This window comes from Staphylothermus marinus F1 (genome assembly GCF_000015945.1).
Classification (GTDB): Archaea; Thermoproteota; Thermoprotei_A; order Sulfolobales; family Desulfurococcaceae; genus Staphylothermus; species Staphylothermus marinus.
Window position 1 is genome coordinate 424,092 of sequence record NC_009033.1, and the last position, 16,749, is coordinate 440,840.

At 37.6% G+C, this 16,749-nt stretch carries 17 protein-coding genes, 1 tRNA gene and 1 pseudogene; 9 read left to right on the forward strand and 10 right to left on the reverse strand.

All coding sequences use genetic code 11. The features are described 5' to 3' along the window. Window positions 1-7: 7 nt before the first annotated feature. The 3 genes from SMAR_RS02055 (at window position 8) to SMAR_RS02065 (ending at window position 2,291) form a co-directional block, all read left to right on the forward strand. Entirely contained in the window at window positions 8-1,141 is a 1,134-nt protein-coding gene (locus SMAR_RS02055) for a radical SAM protein (protein WP_011838710.1), read from the forward strand. Between the two features lie 112 nt (window positions 1,142-1,253). Further along, a complete protein-coding gene (locus SMAR_RS02060) occupies window positions 1,254-2,006 on the forward strand; it encodes a sulfite exporter TauE/SafE family protein (RefSeq protein ID WP_011838711.1) in 753 nt (250 codons plus the stop codon). Between the two features lie 21 nt (window positions 2,007-2,027). Beyond that, entirely contained in the window at window positions 2,028-2,291 is a 264-nt protein-coding gene (locus tag SMAR_RS02065; protein WP_011838712.1) for a hypothetical protein, read from the forward strand. Between the two features lie 261 nt (window positions 2,292-2,552). On the opposite strand, the pseudogene SMAR_RS02070 reads toward SMAR_RS02065, so the two are convergent. From SMAR_RS02070 to SMAR_RS02080, 3 genes and pseudogenes are all read right to left on the reverse strand, one after another. Next, window positions 2,553-3,227 (reverse strand): annotated as a pseudogene (locus SMAR_RS02070) (TIGR00266 family protein). A gap of 146 nt (window positions 3,228-3,373) precedes the next feature. Next, window positions 3,374-3,501, reverse strand: a tRNA-Thr gene (locus tag SMAR_RS02075). 30 nt (window positions 3,502-3,531) lie between these two features. Next, complete coding sequence (locus SMAR_RS02080; protein ID WP_011838713.1) at window positions 3,532-5,484, reverse strand: S9 family peptidase; 1,953 nt, start codon at window positions 5,482-5,484, stop codon at window positions 3,532-3,534. A gap of 131 nt (window positions 5,485-5,615) precedes the next feature. Between SMAR_RS02080 and SMAR_RS02085 the strand changes: the two genes are divergently transcribed. Next, window positions 5,616-6,962, forward strand: coding sequence for an MATE family efflux transporter (locus tag SMAR_RS02085; protein ID WP_011838714.1), 1,347 nt, complete (start codon window positions 5,616-5,618; stop codon window positions 6,960-6,962). A 259-nt stretch (window positions 6,963-7,221) separates the two neighbouring features. Next, window positions 7,222-8,157, forward strand: coding sequence for a pterin-binding domain-containing protein (locus SMAR_RS02090; RefSeq protein ID WP_011838715.1), 936 nt, complete (start codon window positions 7,222-7,224; stop codon window positions 8,155-8,157). On the opposite strand, the gene SMAR_RS02095 is transcribed toward SMAR_RS02090, so the two are convergent. Beyond that, the gene (locus SMAR_RS02095; RefSeq protein ID WP_011838716.1) at window positions 8,137-9,774 is read right to left on the reverse strand and encodes an ASKHA domain-containing protein; all 1,638 of its coding nucleotides are present in this window, start codon (window positions 9,772-9,774) and stop codon (window positions 8,137-8,139) included. The two genes, SMAR_RS02090 and SMAR_RS02095, sit on opposite strands and share 21 nt — an antisense overlap. Next, window positions 9,767-10,438, reverse strand: coding sequence for a cobalamin B12-binding domain-containing protein (locus SMAR_RS02100; RefSeq protein WP_011838717.1), 672 nt, complete (start codon window positions 10,436-10,438; stop codon window positions 9,767-9,769). The genes SMAR_RS02095 and SMAR_RS02100 overlap by 8 nt, the downstream gene beginning before the upstream one ends. 96 nt (window positions 10,439-10,534) lie before the next feature. Here SMAR_RS02100 and SMAR_RS02105 point away from each other — a divergent pair, with 96 nt between their 5' ends. Beyond that, window positions 10,535-11,521, forward strand: a complete 987-nt coding sequence (locus SMAR_RS02105; RefSeq protein ID WP_011838718.1) for a uroporphyrinogen decarboxylase/cobalamine-independent methonine synthase family protein — start codon at window positions 10,535-10,537, stop codon at window positions 11,519-11,521. On the opposite strand, the gene SMAR_RS08505 is transcribed toward SMAR_RS02105, so the two are convergent. The 5 genes from SMAR_RS08505 to SMAR_RS02125 all read right to left on the reverse strand — a co-directional run bounded on the left by SMAR_RS08505 (window position 11,522) and on the right by SMAR_RS02125 (window position 14,399). Then, window positions 11,522-11,668: a hypothetical protein gene (locus tag SMAR_RS08505; RefSeq protein ID WP_169696929.1), complete on the reverse strand. Its 147-nt coding sequence runs from the start codon at window positions 11,666-11,668 to the stop codon at window positions 11,522-11,524. It lies immediately after the preceding gene. 10 nt (window positions 11,669-11,678) lie between these two features. After that, window positions 11,679-12,227 (reverse strand): 5,10-methylenetetrahydrofolate reductase, encoded by a 549-nt coding sequence (locus tag SMAR_RS02110; RefSeq protein ID WP_011838719.1) that lies wholly within the window; start codon window positions 12,225-12,227, stop codon window positions 11,679-11,681. A gap of 148 nt (window positions 12,228-12,375) precedes the next feature. After that, entirely contained in the window at window positions 12,376-12,642 is a 267-nt protein-coding gene (locus SMAR_RS02115) for a MoaD/ThiS family protein (RefSeq protein ID WP_011838720.1), read from the reverse strand. After that, window positions 12,626-13,204, reverse strand: a complete 579-nt coding sequence (locus SMAR_RS02120) for a macro domain-containing protein (protein ID WP_011838721.1) — start codon at window positions 13,202-13,204, stop codon at window positions 12,626-12,628. Before SMAR_RS02120 ends, SMAR_RS02115 begins: the two co-directional genes overlap by 17 nt. A 19-nt stretch (window positions 13,205-13,223) precedes the next feature. Next, window positions 13,224-14,399 (reverse strand): glycosyltransferase, encoded by a 1,176-nt coding sequence (locus SMAR_RS02125; protein WP_011838722.1) that lies wholly within the window; start codon window positions 14,397-14,399, stop codon window positions 13,224-13,226. A 289-nt stretch (window positions 14,400-14,688) separates the two neighbouring features. Here SMAR_RS02125 and SMAR_RS02130 point away from each other — a divergent pair, with 289 nt between their 5' ends. The 3 genes from SMAR_RS02130 to SMAR_RS08340 all read left to right on the forward strand — a co-directional run bounded on the left by SMAR_RS02130 (window position 14,689) and on the right by SMAR_RS08340 (window position 16,201). After that, window positions 14,689-15,411 carry a hypothetical protein gene (locus SMAR_RS02130; protein ID WP_011838723.1) on the forward strand — a complete coding sequence of 241 codons (723 nt, stop codon included), beginning with the start codon at window positions 14,689-14,691 and terminating at the stop codon, window positions 15,409-15,411. A gap of 283 nt (window positions 15,412-15,694) precedes the next feature. Next, window positions 15,695-15,829: a hypothetical protein gene (locus SMAR_RS08680; protein WP_011838724.1), complete on the forward strand. Its 135-nt coding sequence runs from the start codon at window positions 15,695-15,697 to the stop codon at window positions 15,827-15,829. A 195-nt stretch (window positions 15,830-16,024) separates the two neighbouring features. Next, on the forward strand, window positions 16,025-16,201 hold the full coding sequence (locus SMAR_RS08340; protein WP_011838725.1) for a fmu protein: 177 nt from the start codon (window positions 16,025-16,027) through the stop codon (window positions 16,199-16,201). Window positions 16,202-16,749 lie beyond the last annotated feature (548 nt).

A 16,749-nucleotide genomic window follows, 5' to 3' on the forward strand; every position in this document is an offset into this window, starting at 1 on the left:
GCAATGAATGGGTAAGTGTAGGATCTGTGGTAGAGAAAACATATTGGTCTCAGACACTATTGGTGTTTGTGTTGATTGTTTAAGAAAATATCCTGAGAAAGCTCTCCCCATAGCATTAGAAGCTCACAGGAGATCAAGATATAGATTTGGACTCCCTCCTGTTACACCTACTGATCACGGAGGTATCAAGTGCAGTATTTGTGGTAGGGGATGTATTATTGGAAACAGTAAAAGAGGATATTGTGGTGTGAGATTAAACAAGGATAATCAATTAGTAAACATAACTGGTAGTCCTTGGATAGCTACTGGCCTATATTATTATGATCCTCATCCAACTAATTGTGTAGCCTATCCTGTATGTCCCGCAGTAACTGGGAGGGGTTACCCAAAATATGCTTTGTCTCCTAAGGGGGAGAGAGGCTACTATAATATTGCAGTATTTTATGGTGCATGTAATATGGATTGTTTATATTGTCAAAACTGGGAATATAGAAAAATGGCTTCACAAGGCAAACCCTTCCTCAGCATAGAGGATCTTGTTAATAGTGTGAATGAGAAGACAACGTGCGTATGCTTCTTTGGAGGAGACCCTGGTCCGTGGAGTATACATGCAATAGAAGCATCTAGGAGAATGATTGAGAAAGCTAGGAGGATTGGTAATAAAGTGTTTAGAATTTGCTGGGAAACAAATGGTTTGTGGAATCCATATATTCTACGGAAAGCAGTAGAAATAAGCTTGGAAACAGGTGGTATTGTTAAAATAGATTTCAAAGCTTGGAGCCCCGAAGTATATATTGCACTAACAGGTATTGAGCCTGAACATGTAGAGCTTATAAGGAAGAATATAAAACTTGTAGCAGAATATTTTGATCAAAGACCAGATCCCCCCTTATTAGTTGTATCAACGCTATTAGTACCCGGGTATATTGATGATTATGAAATAGATAATATGACTAGATATATTGCTGAAATAAATAATGAGATCCCATATGTTTTCTTAGGCTTCCATCCAGATTATGAATTAATAGATCTACCTAGGACCAGTTGGAAACACGCACTAAGAGCTGTAGAGATAGCGCGTAGGAATGGTCTTAGAAGAGTATATGTGGAGAATCAATGGTTATTATCAAATCAGTATTGAGATAGTTACTGAATATACTATGAAACAAAACCATATCGTTTTAATTATGTCTCGTTCCATATACTCTAGGTGAAACAAAACGAACAATTTATCAGCGATATAGGGATGGAGCTTGTATGATTTAATACTATTGTTTCTGGGAGCTCTCGGGATAGGTTTTGTATCTGCTATTGTAGGTATTGGTGGAGGAACACTCATGATTCCCTTCATGGTTCTCATACTGAACTATGATGTAAAAGAAGCTATAGCTACCAGTCTTGTAAGCATAATTGTTACATCATCATCTGCATCAAGTATTTATTTGCGTAGAAGAGATGTTGATCTAAAAACAGCTTTTCTACTCGAGCCATCAACGGCTGCAGGAGCAATAGTGGGGGCTTATCTAACAATATCTCTACCAACAAGAATAGTTGAGACAGCTTTCTCTCTCCTACTACTATATGTTTCTATCTCGATGTTGAGAGATGCTTTGAGGAGAAAAGAGATCGAGACAGGTAATTATAAGGTGTCGAGACAGCGTAGAGGAGTAGGTGTACTGATAGCTTTCTTGGCCGGCTTAACATCTGGAATGCTTGGTATTGGTGGCGGTGTTCTCAAAGTTCCACTTATGACGATGGTTTTAGGCTTACCTATTAGAACAGCAATAGCTACAAGCAGTTTTATGGTTGGATTAACAGCTAGTGCTGGAAGCTTAGTCTATTTATTGAAAGGGTACGTAAACCCCTACGCAGTCGCATCATTAGCTCTAGGAATAATACCTGGAGCAACCTTGGGTGCTCATATGCTGAAAAAGATTAGTCCGAGAATTCTAAAAATAATATTCTCAGTCACATTAATGTATGCCTCAATAAAACTCCTAATATAATACTGGAGGAGACCTGGAAATATGTATGAAAAAGCCGCAGAAATATTAAGAACCGGAGTATTTCTTGGACTAGTAATGCTGCTAATAGGATTGTTTGTCAATAATTTATTACATGTAGATCTATTAGTATATGTTGGCTTAGTAACCATTATCATAACACCTATGATCACTTTATTCTCCATAAGTATCATGCTTCTTCTAAGAAAAGACTATAGATCATTTACATTATCCTTAATACTACTATTCATATTAATAATATCAATTATCGCGGCCTTCCTAGAATAGGAAACAAATAATAAAACTCGTTCTCCTACGAATTAAGAACTTTATATAATGTTACAGTTATTGTGGCTGGATAAGCAAACATAATCAAGCTTTGTCTAACTCGGAGATCTATGCGATAAGTTATCTTTAATAATTAGACTCGTTTGTTTTCAAAATATTGTTGAATAAATTGTTCCATTACGATTTTCTGAAACAATTCTCGAGACAATAGGATATATAAAAACTTAATAATTTGAATAATACTTGTTTTATGGAATAATTCTATTTTCTCTTGCCAATATATTTAGTTATTAGCTGTAAGAATGGTGGGAGCGATCTAGTTTGTACATATATTCTTCCAGGTCCTTCAACTTCTATGACAAGTTCTTCTCCACCGAAAAAGAAGCTTTTTAATCCACCAAACCTTCTAATATTCCATTTCATACCGTCATCCATTGCTACGAAGTGGAAATTATCTATGATGATTCTCTCGCCTACACCCAGTTCTTTCTTTAATATTCCTCCATAACTATTTATCCATACGCCGCCAACGCCACTAGCTTTTAGCCAAAACATTTCTCCCTCAGCTAATAATCCTCTCAAACCCCTCTATGCAACACTCAGCTTTATATCGCCATGGTGTGCAAGATAGCTTGTATCTTGAATAATTAGGTCTCTCGAACCATTCAGAGCAACATACTCTATATCTCCGGGTAAAGAAGGAGCAAACCAAACCTCTCCTCCCCTAGGACCTGCTGTGAAAGTATTCATGAATATTGATTCTCCACCCAATAATTTTCTTGCAATAGCACTACCCAAACCACCTGTATGAGTTTTCACATTAACGTCCCCAGCCATATACACCATAGCACCAGGCTCTGCAGTAACGCTTTCATTCGGTTCAAGGACTACTTGTAAAAGAGAATATGAAGGCCTAGTTACAATTTCCCACTTCATAATGCATACCCCGAATAAACAGCAACATATATTCAAAACACGTTTTATTTATGTTTTTATTGTTCCAACAAAATAATATGATTATTTATATCTTGTATTGAATCAGGATCTAAGCATGGACTAGAATAATTAGAATAGGAAAAGAGAGCCGCCGGCGGGATTTGAACCCGCGACCACCGGCTCTCCCGGCCTATGTATTGTACGGGCCTGAATTAGTTCCTTGGTCTCTTCGGGCTTACAAGGCCGGCGCTCTACCGGGCTGAGCTACGGCGGCTATTCATTAATGTATTTGATTTAGTTGGGATTAATAATTTTTAGCTTCGCATTTCTTTTTCAAGTATTTATCGAACCATTCCTTGATCTCTTTTAATCTCTCCATTCTGTGTTTAGGCTTACCGCTTCTGCTCAGATCATGGTTTTCTCCAGGGAATATTACTAGTTTAGTATCTACCCCCTTTAATTTCAATGCTTTATACAGCATTAATGCTTGGTCAAGCCAGCAACGATAATCTTCTTGCGAATGTATTATTAGTGTTGGTGTTTCAGCGTTTTCAATGTATTTGATCGGGCTTTTCTCTAAGCATGTCTCCGGGTTTCTCCAAGGAGTGCATCTTATCTGGTCTTCTACGAAGTAGTGTCCAATATCTGTTGTTCCATACATGCTTATCCAGTCTGATATTGATCTCTGTGTAACAGCTGCTTTGAAGCGATTTGTATGTGTTATTATCCAGTTAGTCATGAAGCCACCATAGCTTCCTCCAGCAACACCTATTCTTTCTGGATCTAGGAAATTGTATCTCTTCAATGCTTCATCGACTATTTCTAATAAGTCTTGATAATCTCTTTCACCATAGTGTCCACGTATATCCGCGAATTCCTCGCTGTATCCATCGCTTCCACGAGGATTGCCGTAAACGATGGCGTATCCATTACTGACAAGGTAGTGTAATTCTTCTATGAAGCTCCAGCCATAGCTTGTTTTGGGTCCGCCATGAATGTATAGGATCCACGGTATTTTATCTCCAGTTTTACTCGGATACATGATCCATGCATCGATTTCTGCTCCATCGCTAGCTTTAAATACAAATTTTTCAACCTTTCCCAACTCTATTCTTGATAGATAGAACTTGTTGAAGAACGATAATTTTCTCAACGAATTATTCTCGTATAGGTAGAGTTCTCTTGGCTCGTAAGGAGTCATGCCCAGTAAAGCTATTCTACCATTAAATGACACACTATAATCATCTACTACAAATCCCTCTCTACCATATACTTCTATGAACTGGTCGGATAAGGGATTATAAGCCATAAGGTGTGTTATGCCTTTTTCGGATACTAAGAAGTACAAGTTATAGTTTCTATCCCAGTATAATTCGCGAGTATTGCTTCGTGCTCTAACATCAGAGTTTAAAGTATTCAATACGTTTCTGTCAAGACTGCACGTAATACATTTCTCCTCTCCAGTATCTGTATTTATCAGGTATACTTTATAATGAGTACTAAATCCTCTCTCCCGACGATGAAATATTAATGCAACATATTTATCGTCGGGAGACCATGCAGGGGTAAAATATGTTGTTATATTCTCCAACAATACTCTATCCTTTTTCTCGACAAGATCATATATGTGTAGCTCTGATAAGTAAGGGTTCACTCTATCCTTAGATAAAGTATAGGCTATGTATCTCCCATTATTACTCCAAGAAGCTGATCTCACAAAGATTTTTCCACTAGTTATTTTCTCATATTCTCCACTATCAGGATCAAGTATGATTAGGTGAGAAGACATATTATATACGAATCCAACACCATTAAACCATACAGGCATATCATCAATGTGTTTAACATCTTCTTCTGGTTCTCCTTCATTAATTATTGCTAACAAGTATTTTCCATCAGGACTCCACTCTATTCTTCGAACTCCTCCTTTAAACCAAGCAACAAGTCTAGGTTCACGAGAATATTTTAGATCAAGTATATATATTCCGTTTCCACGATCATTTTCTGATTCTGCATCTCTCCTACTTATAAAAGCTAGTTTCTCACCTCTCCGATCAGGCTCTGGGCTCTGATCCGTTGGACCCTTCGTTATCGGTGCATAATTATTTGTTGAGAGATCATAAAGCCAAATATTTGTTTCGTATCTATCCTTATCCATATTAATGCTTGTTAATGTGAAGAATATCTTGTCTCCATTAACTGTTATTATTGGTGAAGAAACTATTTTGAGGTGAGCTAGGTCTTCCGGTTTATTCAACTCAGTTCTCCTCAAATTCTTGTCTATAATAATATTTTATTTTCCCTCCTAGAAAAATAGCTTTACATGAATACTTACCCAGTGAACCGGGCAGGGTAAAAACAGCGTAGTTTTATGGTGGATAGTGAGAGATGAGTATATCAATACCTTTGCCGAGGTTTTTTGATCGCGAACTATTGTCTAGAGTTGTTAGTATAAGTTTACCGATGATCATTAGTGAATTAAGTAATAGTATTTATGCAATAACTGATACTTATTTTGTTAAAGGTCTTGGTACTGTTGCTTTAGCAGGTGTAGGTTTAGGTAGTTATTTGTCATGGCTTTTCTTTGTTGTCTTATCGCTTTTCTATAATGGTGTATTAATATATGTGGCTCAATCATATGGTGCCGGTAAACTAGTATATGCTAGAAGGGGGTTGAGCGAGGCAATAGTTTACGGCACAATAATAGTATTTGCAATTTCATTTTTTGGATATATTTTTGGAGGATATATTTTAATGCTACAAGCTGGGGGAACAGGTCCTGTATGGGAAGCTGCAAAAGCTTATTTTAGTATCCGTGTTCTAGGATTGCCGATCAGCCTTATAGCGTGGTCAATGGATGCTGGTCTCAGAGCTATTGGAGCAACAAAGCAGTCAATGTATGTTAATCTTTATAGTGTAGGATTAAACATTGTGCTGGATCCACTATTTATATATGGGTACGCTGGTTTTCCAAGATTAGGCGTCGTTGGTGCTGCTTTAGCAACTGTTATATCTATTGCTTTAATGATACCATTAGAATACTATTATTTAGCTAAACATACACTAGCCCCTAACAAGATTTATAAACCGAAAATAGTCTTCAAGATCATGGATTTAGGCTTACCAGTTATGATTGAAAGACTGATTTTTGCAGCTGGAAACAATGTTTATATATCTCTTATATCTAGATGTGGAGAAGCAGCTTTAGCCGCTCATCAAATAGGGGTACGTATTGAGAGCTTAATATATATGCCAGGATTTGCATTCTCAATGGCTGCATCAGCACTGGTGGGGCAAGAGATAGGTGCTGAAAATATTAGTGGTGGGAGGAGAATAGGTTGGGAAACAATTAAGCTCGGAGTACTCTTTATTACATTGACAGGTTTAATTGTAGCCGCTACATCATATTATATAACCATGCCTTTTGCAACGGATCCTGTGGTACACAAGCTTGCATCGATATATTTGATCATAGCTGGTTTAAGCGAGTTAGGGCTGGGATTAGCTATGGTAATTGGTGGAGCAATAAGAGGAGCGGGGAATACGAGAATACCTCTCATAATTAATGCTGGAAGCCTCTACCTATCCAGGATAATCCCAGCAATGATCCTAGTTAATTATCTAGGGGTCCTAGGTCCCTGGCTAGCAATGTTTATAGATGTATATGTTCGAGGAATAATATTCTTAATAATATTTACTAGGTATTTCGAGAAATTAGCTAGGAAGATCGTGTAAAAATATCTATTCTTACAAGTATAGTACTTGTATATGGGAGATGAAGAAGTTACGCACTCGTCAACCCCGCTTAGGGGGATGCACGAGCCCACTCCGCAGATCCCCTGGTTGAAATGATGAGAATTGGTCTTTGAGGAAACCCTCGATGATTGAGGGTGATGCTTGAGGGAACGAATGCTGATCTTTCCCAACAAATCTTTATTCTTAGCAATTGTAATATATAGAGTAATACATGGGATTCCCAGGTGGTTCGCTTACAATGTATAATGATTGGACTGAACAATTAGAGTATAGAATAGGTAAATATATAATAGGCGGTAAGCCAGGTAAAAACCCTGCATGGCTTATTGGATCAATATTTTATCTAGGAGACAAGCTTTTACTCAGTGAGAAAGGAGATTTTGATAAGGAAAAAGCTAAAGCGAAAATCGAGGAAGCTATAAATATTGCTGAAAACTACTCATTAGTTTTCGGATTAGACGTTGTATTTCCCAGTATTGAAAGCATTGATAAAATATTACCATTTATATCAGAATATGATATCCCTATATTTCTTGACAGCCCAGACCCAATTATTAGAGCTAAAAGCTATCTAGTAGCTAAAGAGCTTGGAATAAATGATAAAATCATAGCTAACGGAATCTTCATAGATAGCCCTGAGGAAGAAATAAATGCATTAAGAGATGGTGGGATAAAAACATCAGTAATAATGGCTTTTGATCCTAGAAACCCGTTGAAATCAATTAATCCATTAGAGAGGCTAAGACTCCTAGAAACCGTCCTTTTGCCTCTCGCTGAAAAAGCCGGTGTTGAACAAGTTCTTGTCGACGCTATAGTAATCGATCCTGCAAGTATAGCGTTTAGTGCTGAAACAATATTTGAGACCAAGAAGAGATTTGGTTATCCAAGTGGTTGTGCACCAGCCAATGCTCTCGGACCTGTATCTAAGTCTAAAACTAGTATTGGAGAAATGTATGGCGTACATGGAGGCGTCGCTGTCTATTTAAGAATTCATGGAGCAGACTATATCATGTATGGTCCCATATCTAGGATCAAATACGTTGCTCCAGCAGTAGCTATGGCTGATTCATTGCTTGGATATAGTCTTAGAAGAAAAGGAGAAAAAATCTCTAGTAATCATCCAATAAAGAAGATGCTTAGAAAAGTACAGAAACTATTTGCTACCTCTAAGTGAAACTATGTTTAAACTATTAATCCACGTCCTCATATAGTCTTCTTCTTCAGCCAAGTTTATATGAATAATCTTCTCCAGAATAGATCTATACATCTTAAACATGTTAGAATCAAGCACCATAACTTTCAAACCAGATAAAACCATGTTTCCAGCATAAGCTAACCTATCATCCTCTACTACAGGTACAAGACCTAAATCGATAAGATCACTGGATTCAATATTTGAGCCGAAGCTCCCAGCAATAATTACATGTTCTAAATCTTCACATTTAATCCCAGCTTTTCTACATAGTATTATCCAAGCTGTTTTAACTGCTGCATAAGCTTTCTGAAACTCCCTTAGATCCTTCTGTGTAAAGAATACATGATTTTCCTTGTCGATAATATATGTTTTAATATTATTGATGCGTTTATAGCCTTTAAGAAACCTGCCTTTCTCATCAATGTATTTATGGCGGAGGAGTTCAGCAACTAAACTAATAATTCCTGTTCCAAGCAATCCATATGGTTTATTAATGTATTTATAATTGAAAACTGGTTCGCCATTTTTGGAATCAACGATCTCAACTTTATATATTCCGCCGTAAACAATCGATGATCCTCTGGCTAAGTGTCCCTCGAAAGCTGGTCCAGCAGGTGTGCTCGTAGCATATATTTTATCACTGGTTACAAGTAATACTTCAGTATTTGTTCCCAAATCTATAATCATGTATGGCTTCTTCAATGCTAACTTGAGAGACGCTATTAGTTCAGAATAAGCATCTCCTCCAACATAACCCGCTATTAGGGGGGCTAGTATTGTTGGCTTATTATATGTATATGTTAGGAAGGGGCCGTGAAATAGTGGTTGAAATGGCTTTTCAGCCAATGTTTCTATTGGGAGACCTAAATATAGATGCTCCATAACACTGTTCCCAGCAATAAATATTGATCCAGTATTGAATTCTTCAGCAATACTGTTAGCTTCTTTTCTAAGCATTAAACTCATTTCTTGGAGACTTTCAGGTTTTTCTAGAACATTAGTTATTCTTGTAATTATATCTGCACCGTAAATGTTGAGTGGATTAATACTTATTTTCTCATCAATTACCTCTCCATTAATTGTTATTGCTTGATATGCTATCTTAGTTGTTCCTAGATCAATCAATAATATTTTTTCAGGGTCCCCTGTCGTGGAAAGGACGGTATCTTCTAAAAATATATAATTAGATGGTCTCGGCTCATTTATTACTACATAGTTTTTGTTTCTATATGGTAGCTTTTCTAAACGAGCAATTTTGATTATAGGATTTATTTGTTTAAGCGGGATATTTATCGAGTATTTTGGAACACTAATTATTCTCGGCTTCTCGGCTTCAACAACGAGGTCCCCCATTACTAGTACTTGGCAAGCTAGTCTCTCATCTCCCCTTAATCCATGAACAACTTCGTTTCCAGTTATAGGATTCGTTTCTCCATATACTTTTACTCTACATAATCCGCATAATCCTCTGCCGCCGCATGGTAATGGTATGATGCTTTTTGATGCTAGTATTAATCCTAAATTATCTCCTTTACACGCGGGTATTTCTCCGTAGCCAACAACTTTTATAGTTACTTTTTCACAGTTTTTATGCATCTATATACTCCTCAGCAATCTTATTCACAAGCTTCACAGCCTCGATAGCGTTGGGAGCCCAGCCATCCGCACCAATTTTTTCCGCGAATTCCCTAGTAGTAGCTGCTCCTCCTACTAAAACTTTTACTTTCTCCCTTAAACCATTCTTTTCTAACTCCTCAATTATTACTCTCATATATCTCGCAGTTGTAGATAGTAACGCACTTAAACCAATTATTTGAGGCTTATATTTTATGATTGCATCAATTATTTTTTCAGCATCAACATCAACACCTAGATCAATCACTTCATGCCCAGCTGCTTGCAACATAACTCCCACAAGTGTTTTACCTATATCATGTATATCTCCCTTAACAGTTGCCAATACTATTCTTAGCCTCTTCCTACCCTGAGCCATAGATTTAGCTTCTAATCTCAACCTTGGCTCCAATATCTTCATTGCCTCCTTAAATATGTCTGCTGCCTCCATAAGCTCCGCTATAAAATATTCTCCCTCCTCATATAATCTGCCGATCTCCTCCATAGCTTTACTCATAGGTCCAAGCACAATATCTAAAGCTTTAACCCCCATATCCAACAGTTTTATAACATTATCCAATACACAGTCCTTATCCAAATCTACAAGACAATTGTAGAGCTTATCAAATAACTCCTCAACACTCACATCATCGCACCTAACCTATAACCATAGTATTTTATACTATAAGCATTTATTCTAAGAAAAACACATACTATTTAAAAACTCAGTAAGTGATTGAAAATGTATGGGAAGATTAGGACAAGCCATGTTGGAAGCTTTCCTCTTCCTCACAGCTTAGATAATCTTAGGATGATCATAGATGATTTATGGAGAATTAAACTAGATGCACCACCATATCCTCAGCTGAGAAGCTTTATAGACATATATCTCAAACCCTTAGCAGATAAGGGGTTATTAAAGGAAAAGAACGGGTTTTATTTCTTAGAATCTAAGGAGTCATTTAAGGATATAGAATATTTAGAGCCAAGCATTAATGAAGCAGAATATATGATAAAGTATCTTGAAGAGAAAAAATATGGTTTTAAATGGCTCAGAGCACCTGTAACAGGAGCTTTTACCTTAGCATCTAGAATATACTTATCCAAAGACATAAGTGTGGGGCTACATGGAACGCTTCTCCGAAAAAAATCCCTGATAGAATACATTGTAGAATATGTTAGAAAACATATCACATATATGAGCAGGTTAGGCTATAACATATTATTTATTGATGAACCAGTCCTCGGAGTCATTGTTGGTAAGAGAAGAATACTGTTCGGCTTCTCCCAAGAAGAAATCATAGAAATAATAAATCATATATTCTCAAAAGCACCAGGTGAACACGGCATACATGTATGCGGGAGAATATCGCCTAAACTATTCGAAACATTAGCAATCACGGATAAACTAGACATTCTAAACTTCGAATTCCACGATAACCCCATGAACATCGAATCAATAAATCCAAGCCTGTTAGAGGAGAATAATAAAGTTCTAGCTCCGGGAATTGCTAGTGCTAAGAAACCAGTTATTGAACCATATGATGAACTAAGTGATTTACTCAGGAAGATAGGTGAAAAAACCATGTGGAGAATAGACTTAGTCTCAGCAGATTGCGGCTTCGGCGGATTGGCTACAGACTCAGGCGATCCATATAAAGCATACCGTATAGGATTAGAGAAGCTACATAGGATAATTGAAGTAGTAAGGCTTCTCCAAAAGAAATAGTCATGCATACTTCATAAATACACGTATGCCCTCAATGGGTTCTAGGGGAGTGGACAATACTACGCCATCACTGAGCCCTCTCAACGCCTCCAAACGATCCTTTAACTCTTCAGAACTTATAAATGGTTGATTAAGCTTGACAAACAATTCCTTATTCTTACCAATCCCTAAAAGAATAAATACATAATATTTTCACACCTAACCTACTAGCTTCCCGATAAATCATGCTAAGCAACTGGTCCTTACTTGCATCGTAGTTTATTGCATGATAAAAATCTGCTCCAAGCCTTATTCTCTCCATTATCTTTTCAAACGGGTATCTTAAACTAATAATTGCCCCTTTCCTAAACCTATAGTTTTTCTTTTTAAGCAGACCAAGTGCTTCCTCCGTACCTATATCCTCAACTATTCTCCCTTGCCATGGCTTATCTCCTCTAAGTAGAACTAATCCATCCAAACCATATGCTTCTACCGCATTAGCAATTGATAAAAGCGCTAACCTGTTTATATCATATAGTCTTACATGAGGAAATGTTTTCAGATCATACTTATATTTAAGATACATTGCAGTAGCCAAACTATATATACCAGGATAACCTCCAGGGCCTTCTGGAATAGTGTAAATACTAAAGAAATCCTTTGCTAAATCAACAATTTCATCTACTAATTTCTTTTTCCAAGGAACAAGTTCGAATAAATACTCCATTACTTATTCACCGTTTAAACAATATTATTTATTATAGCTATGTTTAAGAATCATGGAAAAATAATACTTACGCTACTGTAAGTCGTTTGAAATCATAAATATTTATCTTATCTTGCTAACTAAATCTATGATGCTTACTTCCAAGACATTATCCTCCTGATACAGGGGGGAGAATTGTGACTAAGTCGTTGTCTTTTAGTATATAGTTTTTCCTTCCAGGTCTTCCATTGACCAGTATTATGAAGGGGTTATTGTCACTAAAAATATTGCTTAGATATTTCTCTGCTTCTCTATGTTTAAGGATGATCATTCTTACTAGGTTTTCTAAAGTAGTTTCTCTATCTAGTTTGAATTCTTCTTGTTCTATTCCTATTTTCTCGCGTAGCCATAGCATATATTTAACTTTGATTCTCATTTCTTGCTTCCCTAATCATTTCCTGTAAGGCTTTGCAGACCATTCTGGGTATTTCGGGATTTAAGTCAACCACGAGTATCTCTTTGATCCCTGAAGGGATTATATCTAGAAATTCCTTTATTGCTTTAGCCATAGCTTTCCCTGCGTCGCTGGGAGATAGTCCTCCAACACCCGTTCCCATACCTGGTACTGCTATCCTATTCAACGATAGATCAAATGCTTTTGTTAGAGCAGCAAATGTTGCTTTATACGCGTTTTCCGGATTGATCCTCATAGCAGGCTTCTCCATTGTTGGAGCATGAATTATGTATTTAGCCTTTAATACGCCTGCAATAGTTACAACAGCTTTACCAACAGGTACTGGTGCAAACTTCTTGGCCTCATTCTCAATGATTTCTCCACCCTTCCTCTTCAGAACCCCTGCTAAACCGCCGCCCATTAACATAAAGCTATTAGCTGGGTTAACTATGGCTTCAACATCTAGTTCTGTAATATCTCCCTTAACACCCTTGATCACTGCTCCTCTATAATTGATCTTACAGATTTCTTCTATTCTAACCATATATGTCTCCCTTTCTAGTTTATTCGCCTGAAAGAATAGATTTTTCAACACCTAAAACATAAGCATAGAGAGATAAATGTCTCCTAGCTATTCTATGCCATTCTGTCCTAACAGCATAGCTATAGACACTGCTCATATACGCTATTGCTACATCATAGTTAGCTCTCAACCATCTAATTTTCTTTGTCAGCTCATTAGGGTTTCTAACTGGAACAGTCATTCTCGGCGCATGATGATATAGTTCTATCAATCTCGGAGCCCTAGTTCCAATGATGGGTTTTAACCCGCCCATTGATAAGTGTAGTATGCCTGAGACAGAATATGATGCTGGCCTATCCCTATAGGGTAAGACGACAGCATCTACTAATGCAACAAGTTTCAGTATCTCTTCACTTGTTAACCATCTCTCTATAAAGATCATGTTGGGCCCGTTCCTAACCATGTCCTCGAGTTCTTTCCTCAACACGGGATCCCTTGTTTCTCCAGCAACTATAACTGTGTAGTCACCGTCATGTAGGAGAGGCTTTACAGCTTTTACAAGAATATCTAAGCCTTTATCTTTTCTAAGAAATCCTGGAACACCGATTATGAACCCTACAAGTTGGTCCTCGGATATTCCCAGTGGTTCTGCTAATTTGAATCTAGGTAGCCATAGATATGGGTTTAAGAGTGTTCCATGCGGTATTCTTATAATTTTTGATGGATCGATTCCCTGATGTATTAGCTCGAATTCTTGTAGAGCACTGTGAACAATTATTGCATCAAATTTGTTTAATTGTCTTTGAAACTCTAATGTTCCTGATCTAAGAGTGTATGGGTGATCAACAGTATGCATTGTTATAACTATTTTCCCTACAAGCCTCTCCTTTCTAGCTTCTTCAACAGCTTCTATTAAACCATTATGTTTACCGAAAATACCATATTCATGCTGTATATGTAGGATATCAACACCATTAATGAGAGCTAGATTATCTAGCAATTCCCTATAACTAGTTTCTTCATGTTCGAAACTCGGTATAATTTCTACTTTAGCTAACTCATCAAATCTCCTATCCCCACCTCTCTTATCAGCTAATACATATGCGTTTATACGTGGATACAAACTCTTCAAAGCAGTAATAAGCATACGAGTATATTCTCCAACCCCACAATGAGTAGGGGGATAAGTGCTTGCAAAACCAATTTTTAAAACCATAAATAACCACCTCTCCAAAACTCTCTGTTCAGTGCCGAGAATATTATATGTTGAAAAACTAGATATGCCTTACATATATACCTATTTCTTAAACGATATATAGTTATCTATAAACCATCTAGTATAGATTGCCTCAAATATTATTGATAATAATTCACCAATAATTGGAGTTCAACCCACATAGGTCTTAATAGACCCACGTAGGCCTTGGAGCACAAGGTAATGCTTAGTTAAAATATCGCAATCTCTTAAATCATATCCTAGAACACTTAATGAGGGGAATACGTTTATGGTTAGCTATAGGAGAATTATATATGCTATAATAGAATCTGTTGGTTTAGGTTTTAATGTTAAACCTGTTCAGGAGGCTATTAGGAGGGTTATTTCTAAGTATAGAATAAGTGATCCTCAAGTTGATCGTAAGGTTTCCGGCATAGTTTACAGTATTTACCGTTATCAGGGGCTTTTAGATAAGATCGTTACCGACATAACCGGTTTTAATCCTTCAGATCTCCCATATTATGTTCATGCAGCCTTACTTGTAGCTGCTTATGTTTCACAATTAGACGAGAAGATGAGTAGCTCGATGAAGAGAACTTTTAAGAGATATATTCTGAGATATTTGGGCAAGAAAATAGGTGATAAAGCAGTTAGAGAGAAAATTATTGATAAAGCTAAGCTGTTATTTAATAATAAATGGTCTCCAAATAGTGAAGAAGACAAGGTTCTTCTAAAATATAGGGTTTCCCCAGAACTATACCGTGCACTAGCTAAGGCTCTCAAAGAACTCGGTGAAAATCTGGATGATTTCTTAAATGCAACAATGAAGATCAAGTATAGGGTTTTCAGGGTTAATTCTTTGAAGGCTAAACCGGAAGCTGTATATAGATTTCTCGAAGACTCAGAGTATAAGGTTGAACTGGGTAAGTACAGTAGGAGAGCTATTAGAGTTTATGGGAGTATTAGGAGGGAGATTATAAGGTTTATTGAGACAGGGGTTCAGCCCACATAGGTTTTGATAGACCTATGTGGGCTTTGGGACACATCACCCCTGCGGATGATTCGCAGGAGCTCGTCCCCTTTCGGGGTAACCCCGGAGCCCCACATCCGAAGGTACGCCCCCATAGGCTACCATTGTAGCCTGACAGAGGGGGCTTTTACCACCTCCACAATTGTATGTATATGGTAAAGTATTTAAACCTTTTGGATCGAAGGTTGATTAATGCTTACGAACGCCCACCAAATCCGTTACTGTTGCGGAGGGCATACTTGTTCCACAGGATGAATCAAGTATTGTGGCCGTAGAAATTCTTGATCCAAAGCCTGAGACCAAGATTGCGGATCTATGTGCTGCTCCAGGTGGTAAGACTATTTGCTTATTTGGATACTATGATTGTTTAGAGGGGCTAGTTGTTTGGTTCGCTTTATAAACCCTTTATAATATAGTGGTTTGTGAAATGCGGATGAAGGGCTCAAAAGTGGTCTATGTGGAGCCCCGATAGCCCCCTCAATGAAGGGATGAAGCCCCAACCCAAGAGGGGGAAGCCCGTGCAAGCATCCAAAGTTTCCAAAACAACCAAAAGATAAAGCACGGGCAACCACTACTATATACAGTATGCAGTGTATTGCCTTGGGAGGGAGAATATATTATCAGGGATTTCCTGGAAAAACATAGGGATGCAGAGCTTATACCATTAAATAAGCCATTCAAACAATCACCTATCCTGCCAGGTACAATGCGTGCATGGCCCCATATACATGGCACCATAGGCTTCTACTATGCATTACTAAAGAAAAAATAATGATGCTCATAAATTATCTGATCAACTTTTAAAGGAGGGTCAGAAGAGGCCGAGCCTTCCCCATTCCCAGCCATGGGATACGGGACAGGCCCATCGAAACTGTTAAATATTACATAGGCATTTATAGATGTTGGGCCTGCTCGGGATGCGGGTGTGTGGGTGGAGACCTAAGGGGGTAGGTCTTCAAATAATATTTCGTCTCAAGATGAAGGGTTTTCCCCACAGCCGTGAGCTGTGGGCAGGGGTTACCCGGATCGGGGACAAGGCCGATGATATGCTCCCCGATGAAAGGGGGGCTGAGGTTGATGAATCCCAAAGCCTACATAGGCCTATCAAGACCTACGTAGGCTGAACCCCGGCTTCTTCATCCCATAGAATCAATAAATTATACTAACCATATATTAATTCCCCCGAATGTTTTTACTTGTCGATAATAATATTTTTAAATTACTCGGGATAAATGAGAATATGTCTTTATTCACGGGAAAATACTAGTAAAACAATAAAATAAGAAGTTAAAATAAAATTACAAATAGCAACATAATAGT

What these genes read in the sequence shown, in the direction of transcription:
- SMAR_RS02090 (WP_011838715.1), top strand. Translation starts at nt 7,222, where the DNA reads ATGTATAATGATTGGACTGAACAATTAGAGTATAGAATAGGTAAATAT.
- SMAR_RS02130 (WP_011838723.1), top strand. Translation starts at nt 14,689, where the DNA reads ATGGTTAGCTATAGGAGAATTATATATGCTATAATAGAATCTGTTGGT.
- SMAR_RS02125 (WP_011838722.1), bottom strand. Translation starts at nt 14,399, where the DNA reads ATGGTTTTAAAAATTGGTTTTGCAAGCACTTATCCCCCTACTCATTGT.
- SMAR_RS02115 (WP_011838720.1), bottom strand. Translation starts at nt 12,642, where the DNA reads ATGAGAATCAAAGTTAAATATATGCTATGGCTACGCGAGAAAATAGGA.
- SMAR_RS02055 (WP_011838710.1), top strand. Translation starts at nt 8, where the DNA reads ATGGGTAAGTGTAGGATCTGTGGTAGAGAAAACATATTGGTCTCAGAC.
- SMAR_RS02110 (WP_011838719.1), bottom strand. Translation starts at nt 12,227, where the DNA reads ATGGAGTATTTATTCGAACTTGTTCCTTGGAAAAAGAAATTAGTAGAT.
- SMAR_RS02085 (WP_011838714.1), top strand. Translation starts at nt 5,616, where the DNA reads ATGAGTATATCAATACCTTTGCCGAGGTTTTTTGATCGCGAACTATTG.
- SMAR_RS02120 (WP_011838721.1), bottom strand. Translation starts at nt 13,204, where the DNA reads ATGGTTAGAATAGAAGAAATCTGTAAGATCAATTATAGAGGAGCAGTG.
- SMAR_RS02105 (WP_011838718.1), top strand. Translation starts at nt 10,535, where the DNA reads ATGTATGGGAAGATTAGGACAAGCCATGTTGGAAGCTTTCCTCTTCCT.
- SMAR_RS02065 (WP_011838712.1), top strand. Translation starts at nt 2,028, where the DNA reads ATGTATGAAAAAGCCGCAGAAATATTAAGAACCGGAGTATTTCTTGGA.
- SMAR_RS02095 (WP_011838716.1), bottom strand. Translation starts at nt 9,774, where the DNA reads ATGCATAAAAACTGTGAAAAAGTAACTATAAAAGTTGTTGGCTACGGA.